This window comes from Pseudomonas farsensis, from assembly GCF_014268805.2.
In the GTDB taxonomy this organism is placed as follows: Bacteria; Pseudomonadota; Gammaproteobacteria; order Pseudomonadales; family Pseudomonadaceae; genus Aquipseudomonas; species Aquipseudomonas farsensis.
In genome coordinates, this window is record NZ_JABWRF020000001.1 from 1,806,795 (window position 1) to 1,829,077 (window position 22,283).

21 protein-coding genes and 1 pseudogene are annotated in these 22,283 nt (G+C 62.6%); 7 read left to right on the forward strand and 15 right to left on the reverse strand.

Going from position 1 to position 22,283, the window contains the following annotated elements; all coding sequences use genetic code 11:
- Window positions 1-73: 73 nt before the first annotated feature.
- Window positions 74-1,399, forward strand: a complete 1,326-nt coding sequence (locus HU719_RS08265) for a carbohydrate porin (protein WP_186534674.1) — start codon at window positions 74-76, stop codon at window positions 1,397-1,399.
- Window positions 1,400-1,457: 58 nt separating this feature from the next.
- Here HU719_RS08265 and HU719_RS08270 read toward each other — a convergent pair whose 3' ends face one another.
- The 5 genes and pseudogenes from HU719_RS08270 to HU719_RS08290 form a co-directional block, all read right to left on the reverse strand.
- Window positions 1,458-1,817: a cupin domain-containing protein gene (locus HU719_RS08270; RefSeq protein WP_186534691.1), complete on the reverse strand. Its 360-nt coding sequence runs from the start codon at window positions 1,815-1,817 to the stop codon at window positions 1,458-1,460.
- A gap of 6 nt (window positions 1,818-1,823) precedes the next feature.
- Window positions 1,824-2,408 (reverse strand): annotated as a pseudogene (locus HU719_RS08275) (GNAT family N-acetyltransferase); the annotation flags it as partial.
- Between the two features lie 276 nt (window positions 2,409-2,684).
- A complete protein-coding gene (locus HU719_RS08280; protein WP_186516399.1) occupies window positions 2,685-3,068 on the reverse strand; it encodes a MerR family transcriptional regulator in 384 nt (127 codons plus the stop codon).
- Between the two features lie 163 nt (window positions 3,069-3,231).
- A complete protein-coding gene (locus tag HU719_RS08285) occupies window positions 3,232-3,810 on the reverse strand; it encodes an NAD(P)H-dependent oxidoreductase (protein ID WP_186534675.1) in 579 nt (192 codons plus the stop codon).
- A gap of 277 nt (window positions 3,811-4,087) precedes the next feature.
- On the reverse strand, window positions 4,088-5,002 hold the full coding sequence (locus HU719_RS08290; RefSeq protein ID WP_225917129.1) for a LysR family transcriptional regulator: 915 nt from the start codon (window positions 5,000-5,002) through the stop codon (window positions 4,088-4,090).
- Between the two features lie 208 nt (window positions 5,003-5,210).
- Between HU719_RS08290 and HU719_RS08295 the strand changes: the two genes are divergently transcribed.
- Entirely contained in the window at window positions 5,211-6,233 is a 1,023-nt protein-coding gene (locus HU719_RS08295) for a zinc-dependent alcohol dehydrogenase family protein (protein WP_186516403.1), read from the forward strand.
- 46 nt (window positions 6,234-6,279) lie between these two features.
- On the opposite strand, the gene HU719_RS08300 is transcribed toward HU719_RS08295, so the two are convergent.
- Window positions 6,280-7,113 (reverse strand): AraC family transcriptional regulator, encoded by an 834-nt coding sequence (locus HU719_RS08300; protein ID WP_186534676.1) that lies wholly within the window; start codon window positions 7,111-7,113, stop codon window positions 6,280-6,282.
- Between the two features lie 121 nt (window positions 7,114-7,234).
- Between HU719_RS08300 and HU719_RS08305 the strand changes: the two genes are divergently transcribed.
- Window positions 7,235-7,858, forward strand: coding sequence for a LysE family translocator (locus tag HU719_RS08305; protein WP_186534677.1), 624 nt, complete (start codon window positions 7,235-7,237; stop codon window positions 7,856-7,858).
- Here HU719_RS08305 and HU719_RS08310 read toward each other — a convergent pair.
- From HU719_RS08310 to HU719_RS08345, 8 genes are all read right to left on the reverse strand, one after another.
- Window positions 7,855-10,158 carry an autotransporter family protein gene (locus tag HU719_RS08310; RefSeq protein WP_186534678.1) on the reverse strand — a complete coding sequence of 768 codons (2,304 nt, stop codon included), beginning with the start codon at window positions 10,156-10,158 and terminating at the stop codon, window positions 7,855-7,857. The genes HU719_RS08305 and HU719_RS08310 overlap by 4 nt on opposite strands.
- Window positions 10,159-10,287: 129 nt before the next feature.
- Entirely contained in the window at window positions 10,288-10,563 is a 276-nt protein-coding gene (locus HU719_RS08315; RefSeq protein WP_133323846.1) for a peptidylprolyl isomerase, read from the reverse strand.
- 87 nt (window positions 10,564-10,650) lie between these two features.
- The gene (hbdH, locus tag HU719_RS08320) at window positions 10,651-11,421 is read right to left on the reverse strand and encodes a 3-hydroxybutyrate dehydrogenase (RefSeq protein WP_186534679.1); all 771 of its coding nucleotides are present in this window, start codon (window positions 11,419-11,421) and stop codon (window positions 10,651-10,653) included.
- Window positions 11,422-11,621: 200 nt separating this feature from the next.
- Window positions 11,622-12,638 carry an ABC transporter permease gene (locus HU719_RS08325; RefSeq protein WP_186534680.1) on the reverse strand — a complete coding sequence of 339 codons (1,017 nt, stop codon included), beginning with the start codon at window positions 12,636-12,638 and terminating at the stop codon, window positions 11,622-11,624.
- Window positions 12,638-13,696 (reverse strand): microcin C ABC transporter permease YejB, encoded by a 1,059-nt coding sequence (locus HU719_RS08330; RefSeq protein ID WP_186534681.1) that lies wholly within the window; start codon window positions 13,694-13,696, stop codon window positions 12,638-12,640. The genes HU719_RS08325 and HU719_RS08330 overlap by 1 nt, the downstream gene beginning before the upstream one ends.
- On the reverse strand, window positions 13,693-15,618 hold the full coding sequence (locus tag HU719_RS08335) for an extracellular solute-binding protein (protein ID WP_186534682.1): 1,926 nt from the start codon (window positions 15,616-15,618) through the stop codon (window positions 13,693-13,695). The genes HU719_RS08330 and HU719_RS08335 overlap by 4 nt, the downstream gene beginning before the upstream one ends.
- Window positions 15,619-15,631: 13 nt before the next feature.
- A complete protein-coding gene (locus HU719_RS08340) occupies window positions 15,632-15,913 on the reverse strand; it encodes a peptidylprolyl isomerase (RefSeq protein WP_186534683.1) in 282 nt (93 codons plus the stop codon).
- A gap of 250 nt (window positions 15,914-16,163) precedes the next feature.
- A complete protein-coding gene (locus HU719_RS08345) occupies window positions 16,164-17,219 on the reverse strand; it encodes a 3-deoxy-7-phosphoheptulonate synthase (RefSeq protein WP_186516428.1) in 1,056 nt (351 codons plus the stop codon).
- Between the two features lie 668 nt (window positions 17,220-17,887).
- Here HU719_RS08345 and HU719_RS08350 point away from each other — a divergent pair.
- The 4 genes from HU719_RS08350 (at window position 17,888) to HU719_RS08365 (ending at window position 21,050) form a co-directional block, all read left to right on the forward strand.
- On the forward strand, window positions 17,888-18,961 hold the full coding sequence (locus HU719_RS08350; protein WP_186534684.1) for a metal-dependent hydrolase: 1,074 nt from the start codon (window positions 17,888-17,890) through the stop codon (window positions 18,959-18,961).
- 369 nt (window positions 18,962-19,330) lie between these two features.
- Complete coding sequence (locus tag HU719_RS08355) at window positions 19,331-19,723, forward strand: hypothetical protein (RefSeq protein ID WP_186523051.1); 393 nt, start codon at window positions 19,331-19,333, stop codon at window positions 19,721-19,723.
- 58 nt (window positions 19,724-19,781) lie between these two features.
- Window positions 19,782-20,693, forward strand: a complete 912-nt coding sequence (locus tag HU719_RS08360; protein ID WP_186537364.1) for a LysR family transcriptional regulator — start codon at window positions 19,782-19,784, stop codon at window positions 20,691-20,693.
- A gap of 144 nt (window positions 20,694-20,837) precedes the next feature.
- On the forward strand, window positions 20,838-21,050 hold the full coding sequence (locus HU719_RS08365) for a cold-shock protein (protein WP_003179963.1): 213 nt from the start codon (window positions 20,838-20,840) through the stop codon (window positions 21,048-21,050).
- A gap of 83 nt (window positions 21,051-21,133) precedes the next feature.
- On the opposite strand, the gene HU719_RS08370 is transcribed toward HU719_RS08365, so the two are convergent.
- Entirely contained in the window at window positions 21,134-22,231 is a 1,098-nt protein-coding gene (locus tag HU719_RS08370) for an alkene reductase (protein WP_186523047.1), read from the reverse strand.
- Window positions 22,232-22,283: the final 52 nt, after the last annotated feature.

The following is a 22,283-nucleotide window of genomic DNA, read 5'->3' on the forward strand; positions in this document are numbered from 1 at the left end:
TGCATCAACCCTTTTGCCGGGCTGCCGGCGAAAGGGCTCTGGCAGGCAGCAAATCAATAACAAAGAGAACCCCATGCTCACCATCAAACATCGAGTTCTGCTCGCCGCCATCGCCTGCGCCCCGGCCGCCCACGCCGCTGAACCGTTCGCCAGCGATTCCCCCTGGGCCCTGGGCGACTGGAACGGCACGCGCAGTGACCTGGCCCAGCAGGGCATCGACTTCGAATTTGCCTATGTCGGTGAAATAGGCGCCAACCTGGGTGGCGGCTACAACAATGACCGCAGTGCCAGTTACAGCGACCAGTATTCGCTGGGCGCGCGTTTCGACCTGCAAAAACTGCTCGGTTGGCACGACGCACGGTTTCAGCTGACCGTCGCCGACCGCAATGGTGAAAACATTTCCAACGAGCGGGTGGGTGACCCGCGCGTGGGTACCTTGAGCTCTTCCCAGGAAGTCTGGGGCCGTGGCTCGCACTGGCGCATGACCCAGCTGTATTACCAGCAGGCCTTTTTCGACCGACGCCTGGACATCAAGGCCGGGCGTTTTGGCGAAGGTGAAGACTTCAACAGCTTCGACTGCAATTTCCAGAACCTGACCTTCTGTGGCTCGCAGGTCGGGAACTGGGGCGGCATCTGGTACAACTGGCCTATCACCCAATGGGCGCTGCGGGTCAAATACGCCATCAGCCCTGAGCTGTTTGCGCAGGTTGGCGTGTATGAGCAGAACCCGTCCAACACCGAGTCGGGCAACGGCTTCAAGCTCAGCGGCAGTGGCACAGAAGGGGCGGTGGTGCCGGTTGAGCTGGTATGGCAGCCACGCATCGACGGGCTGCCAGGCGAGTATCGCGCTGGTTATTACTACAGCAGCGCCAACGCCAGCGACGTGCTCAAGGACAGCAACGGTCAGCCTGCGGTCATCAGCGGCGCCGCTTACCGCAGTTCATCGAGCAAGCACGGGCTGTGGCTGGGCGCGATGCAGCAAGTCACGCGCGAGGCGAGTGATGCCACGCGTGGGCTGAGCCTGTTTGCCATGGCCACGGTGCATGACAAGAAAACCAGCAAGGTCGACCACTATGTGTCGGTCGGCGCGGTGTACAAAGGGCTGTTTGCGGGCCGGCCAAAAGATGATATCGGCCTGGCCATTTCCGAGGTGCATGTGAACCCTGCGTATCGCAAGAACGCCGAGCTGACCAACCTGGCCAATGGCGTCGCGGATTACGATGACCCGGATTACCTGCCGGTGCAGGACACCGAGTACAACGCCGAGCTTAACTATGGCGTACATGTCACCGACTGGCTGACCGTACGCCCCAACTTGCAGTACGTTCACCACCCCGGAGGGGTGAGCGCGGTGGAGGACGCCTGGGTTGGCGGGATCAAGGTGCAAGCCTCGTTCTGATTGTTAGGGTCTGTCTGAAATGTGTCTGGCCTTCGCGCAGACACATTTCAGACAGACCCTAGTTCGCAGGCAGAAGAATCACAAAGTTCTTTTTCATGTCTTCCAGCACGGTCCATTTGCCCCTGGCGCCCGGTTCGATAATGAACGTGTCGCCAGCCGCAAGCGTGACGGGGGCGCAACCCTCAAGCTCGATGACGCATCGCCCACTCAGAACGTGGCAGAACTCCCAAACCTTGTAGTCGATGCGCCACGCGCCGGTGCTGGCTTCCCACTCTCCGCAAATGCGACCTTGCTGTTCATCGTGGTAGTACTTGGACGTCAGCGTGTGGGGGCTGCCTTCCAGAACTTCTTCAAAAAAGGGCAGGTCGCGCAGCGGTTGAATATCCAGTTCGCGGAATACGGTCAGTTGCTTGTTCATACTGTTTTTCTCGAGCACGTCGTGGAGAGGGCGATACATCAAAAAGGCTTCACCGGTTACGCGCAGCATCGGGTGAGCAATGATCTGGCAGGTTTTAACAATTCGAAAACCGTGGCGTTCGTAGAAGCGGCGGGCACCGTGGTTTTCTGCATAGTCGATCAGGCATAGCCCCTCCAACCCAGCATCCTCAGCCCGTTGCTGCGCATGGCGAAGAAACTGAACGCCCAACCCCTGGCTGCGCCAGGCCTCATCCAGCGCAAGGCTGGATATGTACAAAGTGTTGGGTATTTCCATGTCGGAATAAGGCGCCAGGACCGGGTCGGTCTCGACAGGCCCGTCGGGGTTCGCGCGCAAGGCATAGCTATGCATCATGCCGATGACGCACCCTTCGGACGTGGCCATCAGGCAGTTTTTGTAGGAAAAGTCGCCCTGTTCCCGTGCATAGCGAGAGGCACCGACACTGAGCAAGGCTTGCCCCGGCTCGGCAAGCTTGCTCCATATGTAATCGGCCATGCCCTCCGAGGTCAGTTGAAAGAAGCGTGCAATATCGTGCGCGTCCGTGGTTTGAGCGGGTCTGAAGTCGACAGGCATGCTGGGCTTCCCTGGGAACGGGTGGTTGGTTTTTGAGGGTTACGCCGTTAACGGGGGGCAGGGTAGGTGGTTTGAACGGTGCCCATCATGCTCGGGGCGAACACCGTCGGCACGGCGTGCGACGTTGCGCCCATGCTCAAATGGATCTGGCGGTAAAAACGCGCGGGAATGGTTGACCCGTTTGGCGGGCGCTATCAATGCAGTTGAGAGGTAGCCCAGCTGTTCACAGACTGTCGGAGGCGCCAAAGAATAGTTGTACAGGGCGGCGGTGCGGATTCACCGGGCATTTGCCGGGTGTTCGAACTGGCATTGCACCTGAGCATTCTTGAGGTTCAGTTCAAACTCGACCAGGCCGTCATGCACTTGCTGCAAAGCCTGGATCTGCCCCAACAGTTCCTGTTTTTTGTTTTCGATGGCCTGCATGGCCAGATCCCACGGCAGCTCCTGGCCGCGGTGATCCTGCAGAATGGCCTGCATCTCCTTGAGCTTGAAACCCAGTTGCTGAGCGCATTTGATGAAGGTCAGCAGCTCGACGCTTTGCTGGCTGTAGATCCGGTATTTACCTTGGCGTTGCGGGGGTGGCAAAAGGCCGATTTCTTCGTAATGCCTAATGCTTTTGACAGTGGTGCCCGACAGCTGGGCTGCTTTGCCGATGTACATGAAAATCCCTTTTTTGACGCATCAGAAGCACAAACAATGTCTCGCGCTCATAAGAGCGCTCGGCATCTTTGCACAACTGCCAAAGAGCGGGAAGTCAGGTTGGACAAGCTGTCACAGGAGGGAGACTCGGCAGGGCAGCGCAGGTGCAGCCCAACCGCCCCGATCAGCGGCTGGCGACCGCCTGGGCTTGCTTGAGCCAGGCTTCACGTTGTTCCGGCTTGGACCCCAATACCGGACCGAACGTCAGGGTTTTCAGGGTTTTTATGCCGCAGAACGCCAGGGTGGTCTTGCGCATTTGGTGCAGGCCCGGCATGCGATACACCCATCGGTAGTACCACGGTGGTGTGTCCATGGTCACCAGAAGATGAGCCGTGCGGCCCTTGAGCAGCTTGTCCGGGAATGCCGAGCCCTTGTGATACTTGAAGGCAAAACCGGGCAGAAACACGCGATCGAAAAACCCCTTGAGCAACGCCGGAATACCGCCCCACCAGATCGGGTACACGAACGTCAAATGTTCCGCCCAGGTAATGTCGTTCTGTGCGTTGATCAAATCGGGCTCAAGCAACTGGGTCTGGTTATAGCCGTCGTGCAAGACCGGATCGAAACTCAGGGTGTCCAGGCGTAGCAGCCGCACCTCATGCCCTGCTTGCGTGGCGGCCTCGACATACCGTTCGGTCACGGCGCCGCAAAAGCTGTGGTTAGAAGGGTGGCCGAGGATTACGAGCACGCGTTTGCTCTTCATGACGAACTCCAGATAATGAAGTGCGAAGGGTAAAGTCTGCCCCTAACGGTAGAGTCAAGCCTTGCCTGCTACCGGTAGAGACAAACAGGCCAGCAGCGCTCGATCGCACCCGGCACACCGTTGAACCACCGCGATGGGCCGCAAAGCGGCCCTGATGGGCTTAACTGACGGGTATTAGGCGCTGCCCCGGTTATCAATAGTTCGCGCATGCGAATCGAGCTTTTCTGAGCCCGGGGGCAGCAATTGTCGGGTGTTGGGGGACCTGTTCGGATTCCCCTTAAAGACTATCTGGGTCGCCAAAAAACATCTGTATCCGCGACCGCAACCACCGCTCCGCCGGGTCATTATCCTGCGCCCCGCGCCACGCCATATGCAGCTCGAAACTGCGCACCTCAATCGGCAGGTCTTCGGCCCGCAACCCGCCCGCCGCTGTCAGTGCATCCGCCGTGTAATCCGGCACTGTCGCGACAATATCCGTCCCCGCCAGCAAGCTCCCCAGCCCGTTGAACTGCGGCACGGCCAGCACCACATGGCGTTTGCGGTCGATTTCAGCCAGGGCTTCGTCGATGAACCCAGATAGATCACCGGCAAACGACACCAGCGCATGGGGCCGGGCGCAGAAGTCGTCCAGGGTGATGCTGCCGGGCTTGGTGTCGGCGCGCAGCAGTTTGGGGCGGCTGCGGCGCAGCACCTTGCGCTTGGCGTTGGCGGGCAGGTCGCTGGTGTAGCTGACCCCCACCGAAATTTCGCCGGAGGCGAGCAGGGCGGGCATCAGCAGGTAGTTGACCCGACGCACTACCAGCACGATGCCTGGGGCTTCGGCGCGGATGCGCTTGAGCAACTGCGGCAGCAGGGCGAACTCGGCGTCGTCGGACAGGCCGATGCGGAACACCGAGCTGCTGGTGGCGGGGTCAAACTCGGCGGCGCGGCTGACGGCGGTGGAGATCGAGTCCAGCGCCGGCGACAGCAGGGCGAAGATCTCGTGGGCGCGGGCCGAGGGTTCCATGCTGCGGCCGGTGCGCACGAACAACGGGTCGTCGAACAGGTTGCGCAGGCGCGACAGCGCGGCACTGATCGCCGGCTGGCCAAGAAACAGCTTTTCGGCGGCGCGGGTCACGCTGCGCTCGTGCATCAGCGTCTCGAACACGATCAACAGATTGAGGTCTACACGACGCAGGTCGTTGCGATTCATTCGGTGCAGCTCGCCTGGAAATGGGGCAGGGGTGAATCTTACGGGCAAAGGCTGTTACCCTGCACCGTTTTCCGGGTGCCAATTTGCCGATTCGCCAGGGGCCCAATCAATGACAGGCATGTCGACTATTAACGGCCACTGATGGCCCTTAATGCAAAGCCCGGATAAAGTCCGTGGTAATACGAGATTCACAAAGGCGAGGTATGCCATGTCCCGCATGATCCGTTTCCACAAGTTCGGCCAGGCCGATGTGCTGCGCTGCGAACAGCAGGCCGAGCCGTCGCCGGCTGCCGGCGAGCTGCAGATCCGCGTCGAAGCCATCGGCGTGAGCTGGTACGACGTGCTCTGGCGGCAGAACCTGGCCCCTTCCCAAGCCCGCCTGCCAGCAGGCATCGGCCATGAAATGGCCGGTGTGGTTACCGCGGTCGGCGAAGGCGTGGATGACATTGCCGTGGGCGACCGGGTTGCCAGCTTCCCGGCCACCAGCGCCAACGACCACCCGGTGTACGGCGATGTGATTGTGCTGCCGCGCAACGCCATTACCCGCTACCCCGATGTACTGACGCCGATCGAAGCCAGCGTGCACTACACGCCGCTGTTGATCGCCTACTTTGCCTATGTCGATCTGGCCCGGGCCAAGGCTGGGCAGACGGCGTTGATTACCGATGCCAGCCACTGCGCAGGGCCGGCTTTCGTGCAACTGGGCAAAGCCCTGGGGCTGCGCGTGTTTGCTGCCACCAAAGAGCCCGATCAGCGCGAGTACCTGCTGAGCCTTGGCGCCGAGAAGGTCATTGTGACCGAAGAGCAGGACCTGCTGCTGCAGATCGGCAAATACACCGATGGCCGTGGCGTGGATATGGTGCTCGACGGCATGGGCGGGCCGCAGATGTCATTGCTCGGCGATGTGCTGGCACCGCGTGGCAGCCTGGTGCTGTATGGGCTGCAAGGCGGCAACCAGACACCGTTTCCAGCGTGTGCGGCGTTTCAGAAGAATATCCAGTTCCATGTGCACTGCATTGGCAACTTCACTGGCAAGCCGGAGCTGGGGATCGCGCAGGACCAGGTCGCGTTGCAGCGGGCGTTGCGCGATATCAACCAGTTCACCGCCGACCAGTTGCTGACGCCGCAGATCATCAAGGTGTACCCGTTCGACAAGGTGGTCGATGCGCACCGGCATATGGATGAATGCCCCTGCGGTGGGCGGGTTGTGCTGGATATGGGTAGCCATTGAGAGAGTAGGGCCGCTTTGCGGCCCTTTTTGCGACTCCAGGCTGCACCTACGCTGGCCGCGTCTGGCTCGAAGCCGTCAGCCGATAGTCCCCCGGCGTTACCCCGGCATGGGCCTTGAACACCCGTTGGAAATGGCTCTGGTCAGCAAAGCCCAGCGCGTAGGCCACGTCCGCCAAACCCTGGCCCTGGCGTAACAGCTCGCGCGCCTTGTTGACCCGGGCATTGAGCAGATAAGCGTGGGGGGTCATGCCGGTCGCTGCGGCAAACGCGCGAATCAGCTGATAACGGCCAAGCCCGGCCTGGGCCGCCAGCGCGTCGAGGCTCAGGCCTGCCAGGTCCTGGCGCTGGATCTGCTCCAGCAGCTCGCCCAGCAGCGATGACGCCAGGGCAGGCGCTGCCGGCAAGGCTGGCTGCCCGGAAAAGTCATGGTCGCCAATGAACGCCACCAGTGCTGCATCCTTTTCCAGCGCAGTTGCGCTGGAAAACAGCACCTCGTTAAGCCTGCAGAACTGCCGATACAGCGCCGGCACGCGGGTGATGCGCGCTGGGGCCTGCGCAGTTTCGGCATCGATGCCGGCCTCCAGGCGCAGGCGCTGCAACCAGTCGGCATTCAGGTGCAGCATCTGGTAGCTCCAGGCCTGGCCAGGCTCAGGGTTGCAGGCATGCACCCGCTGCGCCGGCACGAGTACCAGGGTGCCCGGTGCAAGCCGGGCCTCGCCGCGCCCGGCCCCGGTAAAACGGCTGAAGCCGGCATCTACCGCACCGATGGAGAAGGTGGGGTGGCTGTGCGCCTTGTAGCACGCCCGGCTATGGCAGGCGCGCCGGCTCTCGACATGGGGCAGCGCCGGGTCGTGCCAGAATTCGCAGCTGGAAGTGGGCATCGCGTAGAGCCTGCAGGGCATGGAAGCTGCCAGTCTACTGTTCTGCCCAATTGCCGCGCCACTGTGCTTGACGCAAACGCCGCGCCGAAGCGACGCTGGCAAGCCCCAGAAGGAGAACAAAATGGACCTGTCGAGCCTGCTGCTGTTCATCCCCGCCTGCTTTGCCCTGAACATGGCGCCGGGGCCGAACAACCTGTTGTCGTTGCATAACGCCAGCCGTTACGGGCTGCGCACCGCTTGTGTCGCCGGAGGCGGCAGGTTGCTTGCGTTCAGCGGCATGATTGCCTTGGCCGCCCTGGGCCTTGCTGTGGTGCTGCACACCAGCGAATACTTGTTCCTGGCAATCAAGGTGCTGGGTGCCGGCTACTTGTTCTACGTCGCCTGGCAGCTGTGGCGCGCGCCGGTGGGCGAGGCCGCCTTGGCCTCGGAGCAGTCTCGCGGCATCTGGAAGCTGGCGCGTCAGGAGTTTTTGGTGGCGGCGGGCAACCCAAAAGCGATTCTGCTGTTCACCGCCTTCCTGCCCCAGTTTGTAGATGTTGGCAGCAGCACGCCGGTGGGCGAGCAGTTTGTGTACTTGGGTGTGCTGTTCCTGTTGCTGGAGTGGGCGGCCATCGCTATTTACGCAGGGCTCGGCACCTATTTGCAGCGTTGGTGCGAGCGACCAGGCCCGAGGCGCGTGTTCAACCGGGTCAGCGCCTCGCTGCTGGGCTGTGCCGGGTTGGGCCTGCTGGCTGCGCGGCGTTAGAAGCGCCAGCGCAGGCCAAGGTTTACGCCGCTGGCTTGTTGCTGGCGGCTGTCGAGATTGCGGGTGTACTGGGCGCCCGCATGCAACGTCAGTGTTTCGCTGGCCTGCACCAGCAAGCCGCTTTCCACTTGCAGCGAGGTGTAGCGGTAGTCGGTCTTGATGCGTTCGGCCCGGTCGAACACCACGCTGTCATGGCCGCCATCGCCGTGCCACACATTGAGCTGCGCATACGGCTGCCAGCGTGCGGTTGTTGCACGCTCCAGGCGCAAACCCAGGCGGGTGGTGATCTCTACCTGGGCCTCGTGAGCCACGTGCGAGACGCGGTCACTGCCATCGTCGAGCACAACTTTTTGTGCAACTAACTGCGCCTGGGGTTCCAGCGTCCACCCCGGCCACAGCGCTATGGGCAGGCCCGCCTCCAACGAGGCGGTCCACGCATGGCCATCCAGGTCAAGCTTGCCGCCTCGGTCGGAGCGAGCCTGGCCGTCGAGCCAGGTGTACTGCACCACGCCATCGACATAGCCGCCTCTGGCTCCAACCCGAGTCCAGTACAGCCCGAGGCTGTCGCCAGTCAGTTCCAGCTCGCCGACGCGCTGGTTCGCTTGCGCCAGGGCATAACCCTCGACCCGCGCATTCAGACGGCTGTGGCCCAGGTACACCCCAGCCTGCTGATGCGCACCCTCAGCGTCGGTATTGGCGTAAAGATCCTGGCCCACTCTGAAGCCATTGATATCCCCCTGCAGGCTTGGGTTGACGGTGCCACTCCACTGCTGATGCAGGTTAGCGGCATACGCCTGCCCCCAACTGCCGGACTGCACACGCTGATCACCTTGGCGCTGATGCAGTGTGCCCACCGCTAGCCGTGCAATCACCGCCGCGCCGCGGGGAGCTGCGGCATAAACGGGCACCTCCGGCCGGTAGAGTGGCGCTTGGGTGGCAAGCAGGCTTGAGCGTAGGTACCAGTTGTTTTCGCTACCGGCGCTTGGGCCGCCCTTGAACAGTTGGTAGTCATAGGCCCCGGCAGACACCGGCGCGGCCTGAGTAAAAGCAGCGGCGCTGCTGGTGGCGCCCTGTACTGCTTCAACCACCAGAATGCCATCGCTGACGGTGGCTGCGCCGCTGCCGCCCAGGTTGGTGATGTGCAGGCGTGTGCTGCCGCTGACTGTGCCTTGGCTGACGATGAGCCGGTCGGAGGCCGCGCCATCGCCGGCCAGTACGCTGTTCAGGCGCACGCTGCCATTGCTGCCCTGATAATCGCCGACGATGGTAAGCCGACCTCGGGCGTCGTTTCCGGCACTCAGGTCTAAAGTACCGGCATTGCGCACCGTAGCCCCGCCTGCACCGAGGGCGGCAATGGTACCTTGGCGGGAGGTGAGGGTACTGCTGGGGTCGATGGTCAGAGTGCCGCTGCCGCTGACTGCATCGCCTAACAGCAGCGTATCGTCCAGCGCCAGCCGGCTGGCTTGGGTCAGGTGGATCTGCTCCCAGTTGCTGTAATTGGCGCCGCCGAGCGGGTTACTGCCGGCAAAGGCCAGGCTGTCCTCGCCACTGCCGCCATCAAGCGTGATCGCTAGCACATCGGCCCCAAGCCCGCGCACGTCAGCCGTGTCGTTGCCTGGGCCGAGGTCGACCGAACCGCCAATCCGCCCGCCGTCCCAGACGAAGCGGTCGTCGCCGGTACTCAGCAGCACGTTGCCGCCAATCTGGCCACCGTGCACAAGCACCTGGTCATTGCCACCGCTGACGCTGATATTGCCACCGATACTGCCGTTGAAAACCTCTACGTAATCGGTATCAAAACCGGTAATCAGGTTCTGGTCGATGCCGCCGCCGCGCATGATGAAGGTGTTCTGGTCCAGGCGCATGTTGACGTTGCCGATGCGCCCGCCGTCCATTTCGGCGTAGTCGCCGCTGTCGAAGGTACCCTGGATCCAGCCGCTGGACATGTAAAAAGTGTCCAGCCCGTCGCCCTGATTGAGATTACCCTCGATCACACCGCCGCTCATGCTGAAGTCGTCGATGCCGGCGCCTTGGTTGACGTTGCCTGCGATGCGGCCTGAGGCCATGTCCAGGCGGTCGCGCCCTGCGCCAAAGGTGACGTTGCCGATGATGCTGCCGTTGCCGCCAGCAGGGAATAGCAGGCTGTTGTCGCCGCTGGTATCGGTCAGTGAAGGGGCGTCTGCGCTGCTGCAAACGAAGTTGTCATCGCCAGGCCCTGGCAGCAATGTGCACTCGGCCTGGGCCGTGCAGATACCCAGCAATTGCCACAACATAACGGGCACGTACAGGCGCGCCGCCATCGTGGATTCCTCCGCGTAGCAGAAGGGCCGGCACGACAGCGAAGCTGTGCGGGGTCACCGCGGTTTTACAGAAGCATAGCGGCGCGGCGCAACTGGCAAAAATGACAGGTGGCCGCAGTTGGCAGGCGGTCAGTCGCGGTAGAACGTCTGCACCAGGTGGTAGCCGAACTTGCTCTTGATCGGCCCATGGACCACGCGCAGCGGCTTCTTGAAGATCACCTGGTCGATTGCGCCGACCATTTGCCCTGGGCGGACTTCGCCCAGGTCGCCGCCACGTTTGCCGGATGGGCAGGTCGAGAACTTCTTGGCCAGCACGTCGAAGGCTTCGCCATTGGCGATACGCTGCTTGAGCTTTTCGGCTTCTTCAGCGGTTTTTACCAGGATGTGGCGGGCTTGAGCTTTCATGTAACACCTGTGTTTCGGGGCAAAAAAGGCCGCCATTATGCCTGAAGCCGCGCCGCTGTGCGGGCCTTGCCCCGCACGCGGCGGTCATCACTGGGCCAGCCAGCCGCCATCGACGTTCCAGGCCGCGCCGCGTACCTGGCTGCCGGCCTCGCTGCACAGAAACAGCACCAGCTCACCCAGATGCTGGGGCGTGACGAAGGCCAGCGATGGCTGCTTCTCGGCCAGCAGGTCGTGCTGTGCTTGCTGGGCATCCCCGCCATTGGCGGCGCGGTCGTCGATCTGTTTCTGCACCAGCGGTGTCAGTACCCAACCGGGGCAGATGGCGTTGCAGGTAATGTTGCTGGTGGCGGTTTCCAGGCCGATCACCTTGGTCAGGCCGACCACACCATGCTTGGCGGCCACGTAGGCAGCCTTGCCGGTGGAGCCGACCAGACCATGCACCGAGGCGATATTGACAATGCGCCCCCAGCCGCGCTCGCGCATGCCCGGCAGTACCAGCCGGCTGCCATGGAAAACGGCTGAAAGGTTCAGGGCGATGATCTTGTCCCAGGCCTCGACCGGGAACTGCTCCACCGGGGCGACATGCTGAATGCCGGCGTTGTTGACCAGAATGTCCACCGCGCCAAAGGCGCGTTGTGCGGCGGCGAACAGTTGTTCGATCTGGCGGATGTCGGAGAGGTCTGCTGGGTGGTGGATGGCTTCGACACCTTGGTGCTTGATCTGGGCGATGGCCGGGGCCGGGTCACCGAAGCCATTGAGGACGATATTCGCACCGGCCTGGGCCAGTACCTGGGCGATTCCCAGGCCGATGCCGCTGGTAGAGCCGGTGACCAGTGCAGTCTTGCCTTTTAGGGTCATGCAGTTCTCCTTGGTTGTTTTGGTTTTGTCAGTGGCTGCGACGTATTTGGGGCAGTGGTTCTGAGCCTTCCTGCTCCGGCCTCATCGCAGGCTGGCGCCAGCTCCCACAAAGGTCACGCCAGCCCGCGATGTTGTGGCCGAGCTCAAGTCCCTGTAGGAGCTGGCGCCAGCCTGCGATGAGGCCGGAGCAGGTAGGCTTGTTACCTTCGCGGATCAAACGCCTCGCGCAGCGCCTCGCCGATGAACACCAGCAGCGACAAAATCAGCGCCAGGGCGAAGAACGCCGTAAAGCCCAGCCAAGGCGCTTCGAGATGCTGCTTGCCTTGGGTGACCAGCTCGCCCAGCGAGGCGCTGCCGGCGGGCATGCCGAAACCGAGGAAATCCAGCGCGGTCAGGGTGGTGATCGCCCCGGTCAGCATAAACGGCACAAGGGTCAGCGTCACGTTCATGGCATTGGGCAGGATATGCCGCAGCATCACCTGCAGGTCGCTCAAACCCAGCGCACGCGCAGCTTTTACGTACTCAAGGTTGCGCCCACGCAAAAACTCGGCGCGCACCACATCCACTAGGGTCAGCCACGAGAATAACGCCATGATGCCCAGCAGCCACCAGAAACCCGGCTCGACGAACCCCGACAGAATGATCAGCAGATACAGCACCGGCAGCCCGGACCAGACTTCGAGCAGGCGCTGGCCAAGCAGGTCGACCCATCCGCCGTGGTAGCCCTGCAATGCCCCGGCAGCAAGCCCGATCAGCACGCTGACCGCGGTCAGGGCGAAGGCGAACAATAACGACACTCGGGTGCCGTACAGCACCCGCGCCAACACGTCGCGGCCCTGGTCATCGGTGCCCAGCCAGTTGCTTGCGCTTGGCGGGCTAGGGGTGGGTGCCTGCAAGTCGTAGTTGGGCGTATCGGCGCTGAACGGTATTGGCGCGAACAGCATCCTGCCACCCTGGCTTGCGATCAGCTCGCGCACGTACTGGCTGCGGTAGTCGGGTTGAAAAGGCAACTGCCCACCGAACTGCTGCTCGGTGTAGCGCTTGAGCGCCGGGGTGTACAGCTCGCCTTGGTACGACAGCAGCAGCGGCTTGTCGTTGGCCACCAGTTCCGCGCCCAGGCTCAGCAGCAGCAACCCTGCAAACAGCCACAGCGACAGCCAGCCACGGCGGTTGTCGCGAAAGCGGCGCAGGCGCCTGCGAGCCAGTGGCGAGAGCATCAGTGCGCCCTCGTGTCGAAGTCGATGCGCGGGTCCAGCGCCGTGTAGCACAGATCGCCCAGCAGACGAATCAACAGCCCGGCCAAGGTAAAGATGAACAGCGTGCCGAACACCACCGGGTAATCACGGGACACCGCCGCCTCGTAACTCATGCGCCCAAGGCCGTCGAGCGAGAAAATAACCTCGATCAGCAAAGAGCCTGCAAAAAAGACCGTGATCAGCGCCTGGGGGAGCCCAGCGACCACCAGCAGCATGGCGTTGCGCAGCACATGCCGGTAAAGCACCCGGCGCTCGCTCAGGCCTTTGGCCCGCGCCGTAATTACGTACTGGCGGGTAATTTCATCCAGGAAGGCGTTTTTGGTCAGCAGGGTGAGGGTGGCGAACCCGCCGATCACCAGCGCCCCAACTGGCAATACCAAGTGCCAGAAATAGTCGGCGACTTTGCCCAGCAGGCTGAGCTGGTCGAAATCGTCGGACACCAGGCCCCGCACCGGGAACCAGTTCAGCGACGTGCCCCCGGCGAACACCACGATCAGCAGCAGGGCGAACAGGAACGAGGGCAGGGCGTAGCCGATCACGATCAGCGCGCTGCTCCAGGCATCGAAGCGGCTACCGTGGCGCACCGCCTTGCGGATGCCCAGCGGGATCGATACCAGGTAGGTGATCAACGTGGCCCAGAACCCCAGCGACAGGGTGACCGGAAGTTTGTCCAGAATCAGGTCGGTGACCTTGGCCCCACGAAAGAAACTCTGGCCGAAATCCAGCCGGGCGTACTGGCCGAGCATCAGCCACAGGCGTTCGCTGGCGGTCTTGTCGAAGCCGTACTGGCGCTTTATGTCATCCAGCAGCTTCGGGTCCAGCCCACGGCTGGCACGCGACTCGCCCTGCAGCGCTTCGCTGCGCGCGCCAGGTGCGCTGCCGCCGATGCCTTGCAGGCGCGCCACCGCTTGCTCCACGGGCCCGCCCGGGGCGGCCTGGACGATGGCGAAGTTGACCAGCAGGATGGCCAGCAGTGTGGGAATGATCAGCAACAGGCGGCGCAGAATATAGCCGGTCATGGTGAATTGCCCTTGAGCGCGCGCATCTGCTGGTCGGTCAACGCCGTTGGGCTGACCTCCCACCAGGTGTCGAGGCCCTCGTCATACGCCGCCTGAACCTTGGGCAGGCCGAAGCGGTTCCACCACACCGTCGAGCTGCCTGGCGGGTAGTAGTTGGGGATCCAGTAGTAGTTCCACTGTAACACTCGGTCCAAGGCATGGGCGTGGCGCAGCATGGCGGCCTGGCTGTCGGCGCGCACCAGGCCTTCAAGCAAGCGGTCGACAGCGGGGTCCTGCAGCACCATCACATTGTTCGAGCCAGGGTCATGGGCTGCCGCAGAGCCGAAGTAGTTGTAAAGCTCGCTGCCCGGCGAAAGGGTGACCGGGTAGCCGGTGACGATCATGTCGTAGTCGCGTGCCATGACCCGGTTCACATATTGAGCGGCATCGACATTGCGGATATTCAACGTAACGCCGATTTGCGCCAGGTTGCGCTTCCACGGCAGCAGCAGGCGTTCAAGGCCCGCCTGCCCGTTGAGGAAGGTAAAACTCAGCGGCTCGCCGGCGGCGTTGACCAGTTGGTCGCCCTGCGGGCGCCAGCCAGCGGCTTGCAGCAAGGCAAGGGCTTGCAACTGTTGCGGGCGGATAATGCCCGAGGCATCGGTGACCGGCGCTGTGAAAACCTGGCTGAACACTTCGTCGGGCACCTGGCCGCGCAGCGGTTCGAGCAGCTTGAGCTCTTCGGCATCGGGCAGCGTACGGGCAGCCAGCGGCGTATTGGAGAACACGCTCTGCTGGCGGATGTACATATTGCGCATCATCTGCCGATTGCTCCACTCGAAGTCCCAGAGCATGCCCAGCGCCTGGCGCACGCGGCGGTCCTGGAAGGCCGGGCGGTCGAGGTTGAACACAAACCCTTGAGCCACCTGGGGCTTGGCCGGGCCCAGATGGGCGCGTTGCAAGCGCCCGTCGTCGAGGGCCGCGCCCTTGTAGCCCAGGGTGTAGGCGGTGGCAGAGTATTCGCGGTTGTAATCGTAGCCGCCGCCCTTGAGCACCTGGCGGGCGACTTCGGTGTCGCCGAAGTATTCCAGGCGGATGCGCTGGAAGTTGAAGCGCCCCCGGCTTACGGGCAGGTCACGGGCCCACCACTGGGGGTCGCGTTCAAAGGTGATGCTGCGGCCGTTGTCGATGCGGCTGATCCGGTAAGGCCCGCTGCCGACCGGCTTGTCGAAACCGCCACCGTTGGCAAAATCGCGCTGCTGCCAGTCGTGCTCAGGCAGCACCGGCAGGGTGGCAATATCCAGCGCCAGGGTGCGACCGTGCGGTGTTCGCAGGTCGAAACGCACTCGTCGCGGGCCCTCGACGATGACCGCACTGACCTCGGCGAATAACGTGCGGTACTTGAGGCTGCCCTTGCTCATCAGCAGTTCGAAGGTAAAGCGTACGTCTTCGGCCCGCACCGGCTTGCCATCGGCGAAGGTGGCGCGTGGGTCGATGTCCACACGCAGCCAGGCATCGTCCGGCCCGCGTTCCAGGGTGCGGGCGATCAAGCCATAAACGCTGTAAGGCTCATCGAACGAGCGCACGGCCAAGGGCGCGTACAGCCAGCCGTCGACTTCACTGACGCCGGTGCCTTTGTCTATAAAAGGGAGGATATGGTCGAACTGGCCGATTTCGATGGCCGAGCGGCGCAGGCTGCCGCCTTTGGGGGCGTCGGGGTGGACGTAGTCGAAGTGCTGAAAGCTTGCGTTGTAGCGAGGGGCTTCACCGTAGACGGTGAGGGCGTGGCTGGGGGCGGCGAGGGCGGTGAATGCTGAACATAACAGTGCTACTGCCGCCAAACCCTGTGAAAGCCGGTTTGCCGGCGAAGGCGGTCGTGCAGGCGACAATAATGCCTGGCTGGACGCATTCGCGGGCAAGCCCGCCCCCATAGGGCTGCTCATCGGCTGTGATGACTCAGTCCTGGCGGCTGGTCACTTCGAGCAGGTGATAACCGAACTGGGTTTTCACCGGGCCTTGCACGGTGTTGACCGGGGCGCTGAACACCACGGTGTCGAACTCTTTGACCATCTGGCCCGGGCCGAACGAGCCCAGGTCACCGCCTTGGCGGCTGGACGGGCAGGTGGAGTTGGCCTTGGCGACTTCGGCGAAATCGGCGCCTGCTTCGATCTGGGCTTTGAGTTCGTTGCACTTGTCTTCGCTGCTGACGAGGATGTGGCGGGCGGTGGCTTTGGCCATGAGAGCTGCTCCTTGGGTGAAAAAGGGCAAGACTAACGCACTTGCCTGGGGCGTGTCTCGCCGTAGAGCAAACCCTCATCCCCTGACTCAGGCCGGCGGACTGCGCCCAGGAATTGAATGGGTGTCCAATTTCTTGAAGGCAGTCCACTTTGCGGCAGCAAGAGCAATGACGGAGGTCATGCTTGCGCATCGCGGGGCAAGCCCGCTCCCTCAGTAGGTATAACGCTCTGTGCGATAGCGATGCCGGGCACTACAAACGTTGTGCCGCCCCGCGCAGCAGGGCCTCTGTCGATGCCCACCCCAAGCATGCGTCAGTGATCGACACGCCGTATTTCAGCGCGCCCTTGCCCAGCGCCTGGCAGCCGTCGAACAGGTGGCCTTCGAGCATGACCCCGACCAGCGAACGGTCGCCATCCAGGCGTTGCTGCAAGACATCCTCGAACACCGCCGGCTGCCGCGTGGGGTCCTTGCCGCTGTTGGCATGGCTGCAATCGACCATGATCCGTGCTGCCAGCCCAGCCTTGGCCAGCCCCTGGCGCGCCAGGGCAATACTTGCAGCATCGTAATTCGGCCCCTGATGGCCACCGCGCAGCACCAGATGAGTGTCCGGGTTGCCAAGGCTCTCGATGATTGCCGGGTAGCCCTGTGCATCCATGCCGAAGTGGCGATGCGGGTGCGCGGCGCTGCGCATGGCGTCACAGGCGATGCCAATGCCGCCATCGGTGCCGTTCTTGAAGCCCACCGCCAGCTCCAGGCCGCTGACCATCTCGCGGTGGATCTGCGATTCGGTGGTGCGCGCACCAATGGCCGCCCAGCCCAGCAGGTCGTCGAAGTAACCGGCTGCCACCGGTTGCAGCAGCTCGGTGGCGACCGGCAAGCCGCGCTCGATCATGCTCAGCATCAGCCCGCGGGACAGCGCGATGCCTGCGTGCATATCGTCGCTGCCATCAAGGTGCGGGTCGTAGGCCAGGCCTTTCCAGCCCACCGTGGTACGTGGCTTTTCGACGTAGGCGCGCATCACCAGCAACAGCTTGTCATCCACCTCGCGGCTGAGTTCAGCCAGGCGGTCGGCGTATTCAAGGGCGGAGCGTGGGTCGTGCAGCGAGCACGGGCCGACCACCACCAACAGGCGCGGGTCGCGGCCTTCGAGGATGGCGCGGATGGCCTGGCGTTGGCTATGGACTTGCTGGGTGAGTTCGCTGGACAGTGGCATCTGCTGCTTGAGCAGGTGCGGGCTTGGCAGGCGTTTGCTGACGCTGGTATTGGCGGCTTGCGGTTGGGTCAGGGCGAGGTTCGAGGCGTGCATGGTGTTATTTCCCTGGGCGGACGGCGGGTTCAGGCCCGCGCGGTCGGCCCTATCGAGGTGTTCGACAGATCGTCAAATTCGGTTGAGGCGCGGCAGTGCCACCGGAAATCGACCGAACGGAGGCGGCAGGCTGGCCCGAACGGGATTGGCTAAATCGCCATGCGTAGGTGCTTGGGTAGGCATAAGTGATGTAAGTCATGAAGCTGTCCTCAATAAAAATGTTGAAAGTCAAAGCCCGAAAAAGCAAAACCCCCGGTCGGGGAGCCGACCGGGGGTTTGAGTATTCTCATGTTCGGCGGCCCCTCGAAGGTGGGCGCCGGGTAGGTATCGGCGCCTAGTGGCTAAACCAATACCCAAAATAGGAGCAGGCAGCAGCGTTACGAGCGGCAACGGCCAGCACGCGGTGCGCAGGGCGACCGATGTGTTTGGCGAGGTTGCGGGCGGGTATCGACATGATGCTCTCCAGTGAATGAGCCCGAGCTTACTGCACCCTGGGCTGCGTGTTCAATGGGTAATTGCTATGGCGTTCATTGAGTGCTGCGGCTGCCGCGCTATTGGGGTATTGGACAGGTATAGATAAAAATAGAGCTTTGCTGATACAAGACGCCATTTGCACCGTTCGACAGGTTACGGGTAGTTTCCCTGCATCGTTTTTCCGGAACCTGTCCATGGACTCTCTCACCCAAGCCGTCCTCGGCGCGGCCCTGCAGGGCGCGGTCCTGGGCCGTATCCAGGGCCGTCGCGCATTGCTGTACGGCGCAGCCCTCGCCACCGTCCCCGACCTTGACGTACTGGTCCGCTATGCCGACCCCGTGTCGCAGATGACCTTCCACCGTGGCCTGACCCATTCGGTGTTCGTGCTCACGGCCATGGCGCTGTTACTGGCGTGGCTGGTCTGTAGAATGTGGCCACAAAAGGGCTATACCTTGGGGCGTTGTTTCATCGCGTTCTGGCTGGTGCTGATCACCCACCCGGTGCTGGATGCGCTCACAGTATATGGCACTCAACTGCTGTGGCCGCTGCAAATCACGCCGCAAAGCTGGGCAGCAGTGTTCATTATCGACCCGGTCTATACCGTGCCCTTGCTGGCGGCGGTGTTCTACGCCGTGGCGAAAGGCTTGCAGGGCAGGGCAGTCGGGGTTTTGTCCATCGCCCTTGCCTTCAGTACCGCTTACCTGGGCTTCGGCCTTGCCGGGCGCATGGCTGCCGAACAGCGCTTGAACGCCGCATTCGAGCAGCAGGGGATCGCGGTTACCGAAATGCGTGCTGTCCCTATCGCGTTCACAACCTTGGTCTGGCGGGGGCTGGCCAAAACCCCGGAGGGCGATTACTACGAAGCGGTGAGCAGTTGGTTCGACAGCGAGCCGCCCGAATTGCTGCGGCTGCCGCGAAATCTAGCGGCGGGCAAGGTGCTGGATGGCGATCCGTTGCACGATCGGTTGCGCTGGTTCACCGACGACTGGCTGCGCTACGACGTGGTGGGGGATGCGTTGGTGGTGACTGACCTGCGCATGGGCATACCTGGCAATTACACTTTCCGTTTCCAAATGGCCGAGCGCGACAACACTGGGCAATGGGTGGTGATCCAGCCGCGCGGCTGGGTCGGTGGCGGCGCCGCCTCGCTGTTCGATGGGCAGAAGCTGAGGTTGGTCTGGCAGCGCATCTTCACCCAGCAGCCACCTTTGCCGTTGGCCGCCTGGGCGGCGCAGCCGGAAGGGCATGCCGCTGGAGCCCGGCATTGATCACCAGCCTGCACTGGCCTCATCGCAGGCTGTCGCCAGCTCCCACGGAATGGGGCTTGTCGCTATATCGGTGCCGTTTTACGCGGTCATTGTAGGAGCGGCCTTGTGTCGCGATGGGCTGCGAAGCAGCCCCAGCGATTCTGGTGGGTGCACAGATCCTGGGGCTGCTTCGCAGCCCATCGCGACACAAGGCCGCTCCTACACAATCAAAAGCGACTTGCCCGAAACCATAGAATCTCCCACAGCGATCGCGCACAGTCGCAACATTGAGGCCTTGTCCAGATCCTGTGGGAGCTGGCGACAGCCGGCGATGAGGCCGGAACAGGTTTGCCCGGCCTTTGATCTTCATCAGCACTCAAGGAGCTTTACATGAACCGTTACCTGTTGTCCCTGGCGCTTCTGGCAGGCCCCACAATGGCTTGCGAGGTGCAGGTTGACAAAGCGTACAAGGACGAGCAGTTCGGCAACTGGGTAATCCCGGTGCAACTCAAGCGCGGCGAGCGCTGCGTCATACACGACTACACCACAGCCGAAGGCCGCAAGACCTGGCTTGAGCGCTGGACGCCGGTCGAAAAAATGGGCGCTATCCACCCGGACAAGCTGGGCCGCCTGCACCGCGAATACCGCATCAGCGCACCCAAACCGATCAATCGCTACGTGTATACCGCAGGCCCCAAGGCCGGCGAAGAGCAGGTGATTTTCGCAGGGTACCCCAACGGTCGTGAAACACGGGCCGTTGCCTATCGGCTGATTATCCGCTGAGCCTTGCAATACGCCGATTTGCACCCATCTTGCAGGGCTGTGCCAACCGGAATGCCCCATGGAACCCAACCGCTTCGGCGACATCGCCGCCTTTGTCAGCGCCGTGAAGGCCGGCAGCTTCACCGCCGCGGGTGCAAGCCTTGGCCTGACCCGTTCGGCGGTGGGTAAAAGCATCGCCCGCCTGGAAGCGCGCATGGCGGTGCGCCTGCTCAACCGCACCACGCGCAAGCTGAGCCTGACCGATGAAGGGCAGGTGGCTTTCGAACGCTGGCAGCAGATTCTCGATGACCTCGATGAGGTCGATACCACCATGGCCCAGCGCCGGGGTAAGCCCACCGGCACCCTGCGCCTGACCGCACCGCTGTCGTTCGGCCAGCGCCATGTATTGCCGCTGCTTGACCGCTACCTCAAGCGCTGGCCCGAGCTGCGTGCCGATATTCGCTTCACTGACCGTTTTGTCGACCTGGTCGAAGAGGGCGTAGACGTCGCGGTGCGTATCGGTGCGCCTAAAGAAGACTCGCAACTGCTGACCCGCACCGTGGCCTGGCAGCGCTACGTCACTTGCGCCTCGCCCGACTACCTGGCCGCCCACGGCACGCCGCAGGTGCCGGCGGACCTGTACGGGCATGACAAGATCGCGTTTCTGGTGGGTGAAAAGTCCAGCCCCTGGCGTTTTCATACCGAAGCAGGCCTGCATCTGTGCGAAGAGCCTGGGCGGCTGAACATCGACAGCTCCGAAGCGCTGCTCGACGGCGCGCGGGCGGGGTTCGGGCTGATTCAACTGCCTACCTACATCACGGGCGACGACTTGCGCGCCGGCACGCTTGTGGAGGTGCTGCAACAATACCGCCCACCTGCCGACCCCATTCGCATCGTGTACCCGAGCAAACGCCACCTGTCGCCAAGGGTGCGCGGGTTCATCGATCTGCTGGTAGAAAGCTGGCAGCACGGAGTGCCTTGGGAAGTTTGAAAGCCCGTCTACACTGACCAACGGAACCACTGTTAATAATGCCAGTGGAACCGTTGCGCGGATGCGCGCAAGATGCGGTTACCGAGGTTTGCATCTGCAAGCCTCGTAATGAAGAAACACAGTTAATGAATGAGGATTCAGAGCATGTCCAACAGACAGACCGGCACAGTGAAGTGGTTTAACGACGAGAAAGGTTTCGGGTTCATCACCCCTCAGGGTGGTGGCGATGACCTGTTCGTCCACTTCAAGGCGATCGAGTCGGATGGTTTCAAGTCTTTGAAAGAAGGCCAGACCGTCAGCTTCGTCGCTGAAAAAGGGCAAAAGGGCATGCAAGCCGCTCAAGTGCGTCCTGAGTAAGCCAACGCACAGCCCTTGTGCCATAGCCTGAACTGTCATGCAGTTCAGGCTTTTTTATGCCGGCCTCACGGCCGTTGCGGGCGTTACGCCTTCTGCATTACCGGGTAATCGGTATAGCCTTCAGCACCATTGGCATAGTCGAACTGCGCCCGATGCTCGTTCAGCGGCGCTTGCTGCTGTAAACGCTCCACCAGGTCAGGGTTGGCGATAAACGCCCGGCCGAATGCCGCAGCGTCGATCAGGCCACGGTTCAGCAAGTCTTCTGCTTTTTCAGCCGTGTATGCACCAGCCGCTACGATGACCCCTGGGTAGACCGCACGGATCGCCTTGCGGAACTCGTCGCGCAGCGGTTTGCCGCCCGACCAGTCTGGCTCTGACAAGTGCAGGTAGGCCAGGTTGCGCTTGGCCAGTTCGCCAATCAGGTACAGGCCCGCAGCTTCCTGGTCTTCCCCGTTGTCGACGCCGTTGAAGCCCCCCAGCGGGAAAATACGGATGCCCACCCGGTCGGCGCTCCATTGCGCGATGGCGGCGTCTACCGCCTCCAGCACAATCCGTGCGCGGTTTTCGACGCTGCCGCCGTAGCGGTCTTCACGCAGGTTGGCGCTGGGCGTGAGGAACTGGTGCAGCAGGTACCCGTGGGCGGCGTGCAGTTCGATGAAATCGAAGCCGGCCTCGCGGGCATTAGCTGCCGCCTGGCCGAAGTCCCCGACAATTTCAGCGATTTCGGCCTCACTCAGGGCACGTGGGGTGGAGGTTTCGACGCGCATCAATTGGCCGTGCTCGTCGCGCAGCGTGGTGCGTGCATCGGCAGGCAGCGCCGAAGGTGCCACAGGCGCTGCACCACCGGGTTGCAAGGATGTGTGCGAAACGCGCCCGGTGTGCCACACCTGCACCGCGCTGTGGCCACCAGCGCCGTGAATACCTTCATTGACCTGGCGCCAGGCGGCGATCTGCTCGGCACTGTGAATGCCCGGCGAGCCTGAATAGCCTTTGGCCTGGAAGGAAATCTGCGTCGCTTCGGTGATGATCAGCCCGGCGCTGGCACGCTGGGTGTAGTACTCGGCCATCAGCGGCGTCGGCACATCACCCGGCTCGCGGCTGCGCAGTCGCGTCAGCGGCGCCATGAATACCCGGTTGGGCAGGGTGAGGGGGCCGAGCTTGAGCGGTTCGAACAGTTTCATTGAGCACCATCGCAGGTTGAATTGGATGGTGCGCAAGATACAGGGGTGATTG

What these genes read in the sequence shown, in the direction of transcription:
- HU719_RS08265 (WP_186534674.1), top strand. Translation starts at nt 74, where the DNA reads ATGCTCACCATCAAACATCGAGTTCTGCTCGCCGCCATCGCCTGCGCC.
- HU719_RS08270 (WP_186534691.1), bottom strand. Translation starts at nt 1,817, where the DNA reads ATGAACAAGCAACTGACCGTATTCCGCGAACTGGATATTCAACCGCTG.
- HU719_RS08280 (WP_186516399.1), bottom strand. Translation starts at nt 3,068, where the DNA reads ATGTACATCGGCAAAGCAGCCCAGCTGTCGGGCACCACTGTCAAAAGC.
- HU719_RS08285 (WP_186534675.1), bottom strand. Translation starts at nt 3,810, where the DNA reads ATGAAGAGCAAACGCGTGCTCGTAATCCTCGGCCACCCTTCTAACCAC.
- HU719_RS08290 (WP_225917129.1), bottom strand. Translation starts at nt 5,002, where the DNA reads ATGAATCGCAACGACCTGCGTCGTGTAGACCTCAATCTGTTGATCGTG.
- HU719_RS08295 (WP_186516403.1), top strand. Translation starts at nt 5,211, where the DNA reads ATGTCCCGCATGATCCGTTTCCACAAGTTCGGCCAGGCCGATGTGCTG.
- HU719_RS08300 (WP_186534676.1), bottom strand. Translation starts at nt 7,113, where the DNA reads ATGCCCACTTCCAGCTGCGAATTCTGGCACGACCCGGCGCTGCCCCAT.
- HU719_RS08305 (WP_186534677.1), top strand. Translation starts at nt 7,235, where the DNA reads ATGGACCTGTCGAGCCTGCTGCTGTTCATCCCCGCCTGCTTTGCCCTG.
- HU719_RS08310 (WP_186534678.1), bottom strand. Translation starts at nt 10,158, where the DNA reads ATGGCGGCGCGCCTGTACGTGCCCGTTATGTTGTGGCAATTGCTGGGT.
- HU719_RS08315 (WP_133323846.1), bottom strand. Translation starts at nt 10,563, where the DNA reads ATGAAAGCTCAAGCCCGCCACATCCTGGTAAAAACCGCTGAAGAAGCC.
- hbdH (WP_186534679.1), bottom strand. Translation starts at nt 11,421, where the DNA reads ATGACCCTAAAAGGCAAGACTGCACTGGTCACCGGCTCTACCAGCGGC.
- HU719_RS08325 (WP_186534680.1), bottom strand. Translation starts at nt 12,638, where the DNA reads ATGCTCTCGCCACTGGCTCGCAGGCGCCTGCGCCGCTTTCGCGACAAC.
- HU719_RS08330 (WP_186534681.1), bottom strand. Translation starts at nt 13,696, where the DNA reads ATGACCGGCTATATTCTGCGCCGCCTGTTGCTGATCATTCCCACACTG.
- HU719_RS08335 (WP_186534682.1), bottom strand. Translation starts at nt 15,618, where the DNA reads ATGAGCAGCCCTATGGGGGCGGGCTTGCCCGCGAATGCGTCCAGCCAG.
- HU719_RS08340 (WP_186534683.1), bottom strand. Translation starts at nt 15,913, where the DNA reads ATGGCCAAAGCCACCGCCCGCCACATCCTCGTCAGCAGCGAAGACAAG.
- HU719_RS08345 (WP_186516428.1), bottom strand. Translation starts at nt 17,219, where the DNA reads ATGCACGCCTCGAACCTCGCCCTGACCCAACCGCAAGCCGCCAATACC.
- HU719_RS08350 (WP_186534684.1), top strand. Translation starts at nt 17,888, where the DNA reads ATGGACTCTCTCACCCAAGCCGTCCTCGGCGCGGCCCTGCAGGGCGCG.
- HU719_RS08355 (WP_186523051.1), top strand. Translation starts at nt 19,331, where the DNA reads ATGAACCGTTACCTGTTGTCCCTGGCGCTTCTGGCAGGCCCCACAATG.
- HU719_RS08360 (WP_186537364.1), top strand. Translation starts at nt 19,782, where the DNA reads ATGGAACCCAACCGCTTCGGCGACATCGCCGCCTTTGTCAGCGCCGTG.
- HU719_RS08365 (WP_003179963.1), top strand. Translation starts at nt 20,838, where the DNA reads ATGTCCAACAGACAGACCGGCACAGTGAAGTGGTTTAACGACGAGAAA.
- HU719_RS08370 (WP_186523047.1), bottom strand. Translation starts at nt 22,231, where the DNA reads ATGAAACTGTTCGAACCGCTCAAGCTCGGCCCCCTCACCCTGCCCAAC.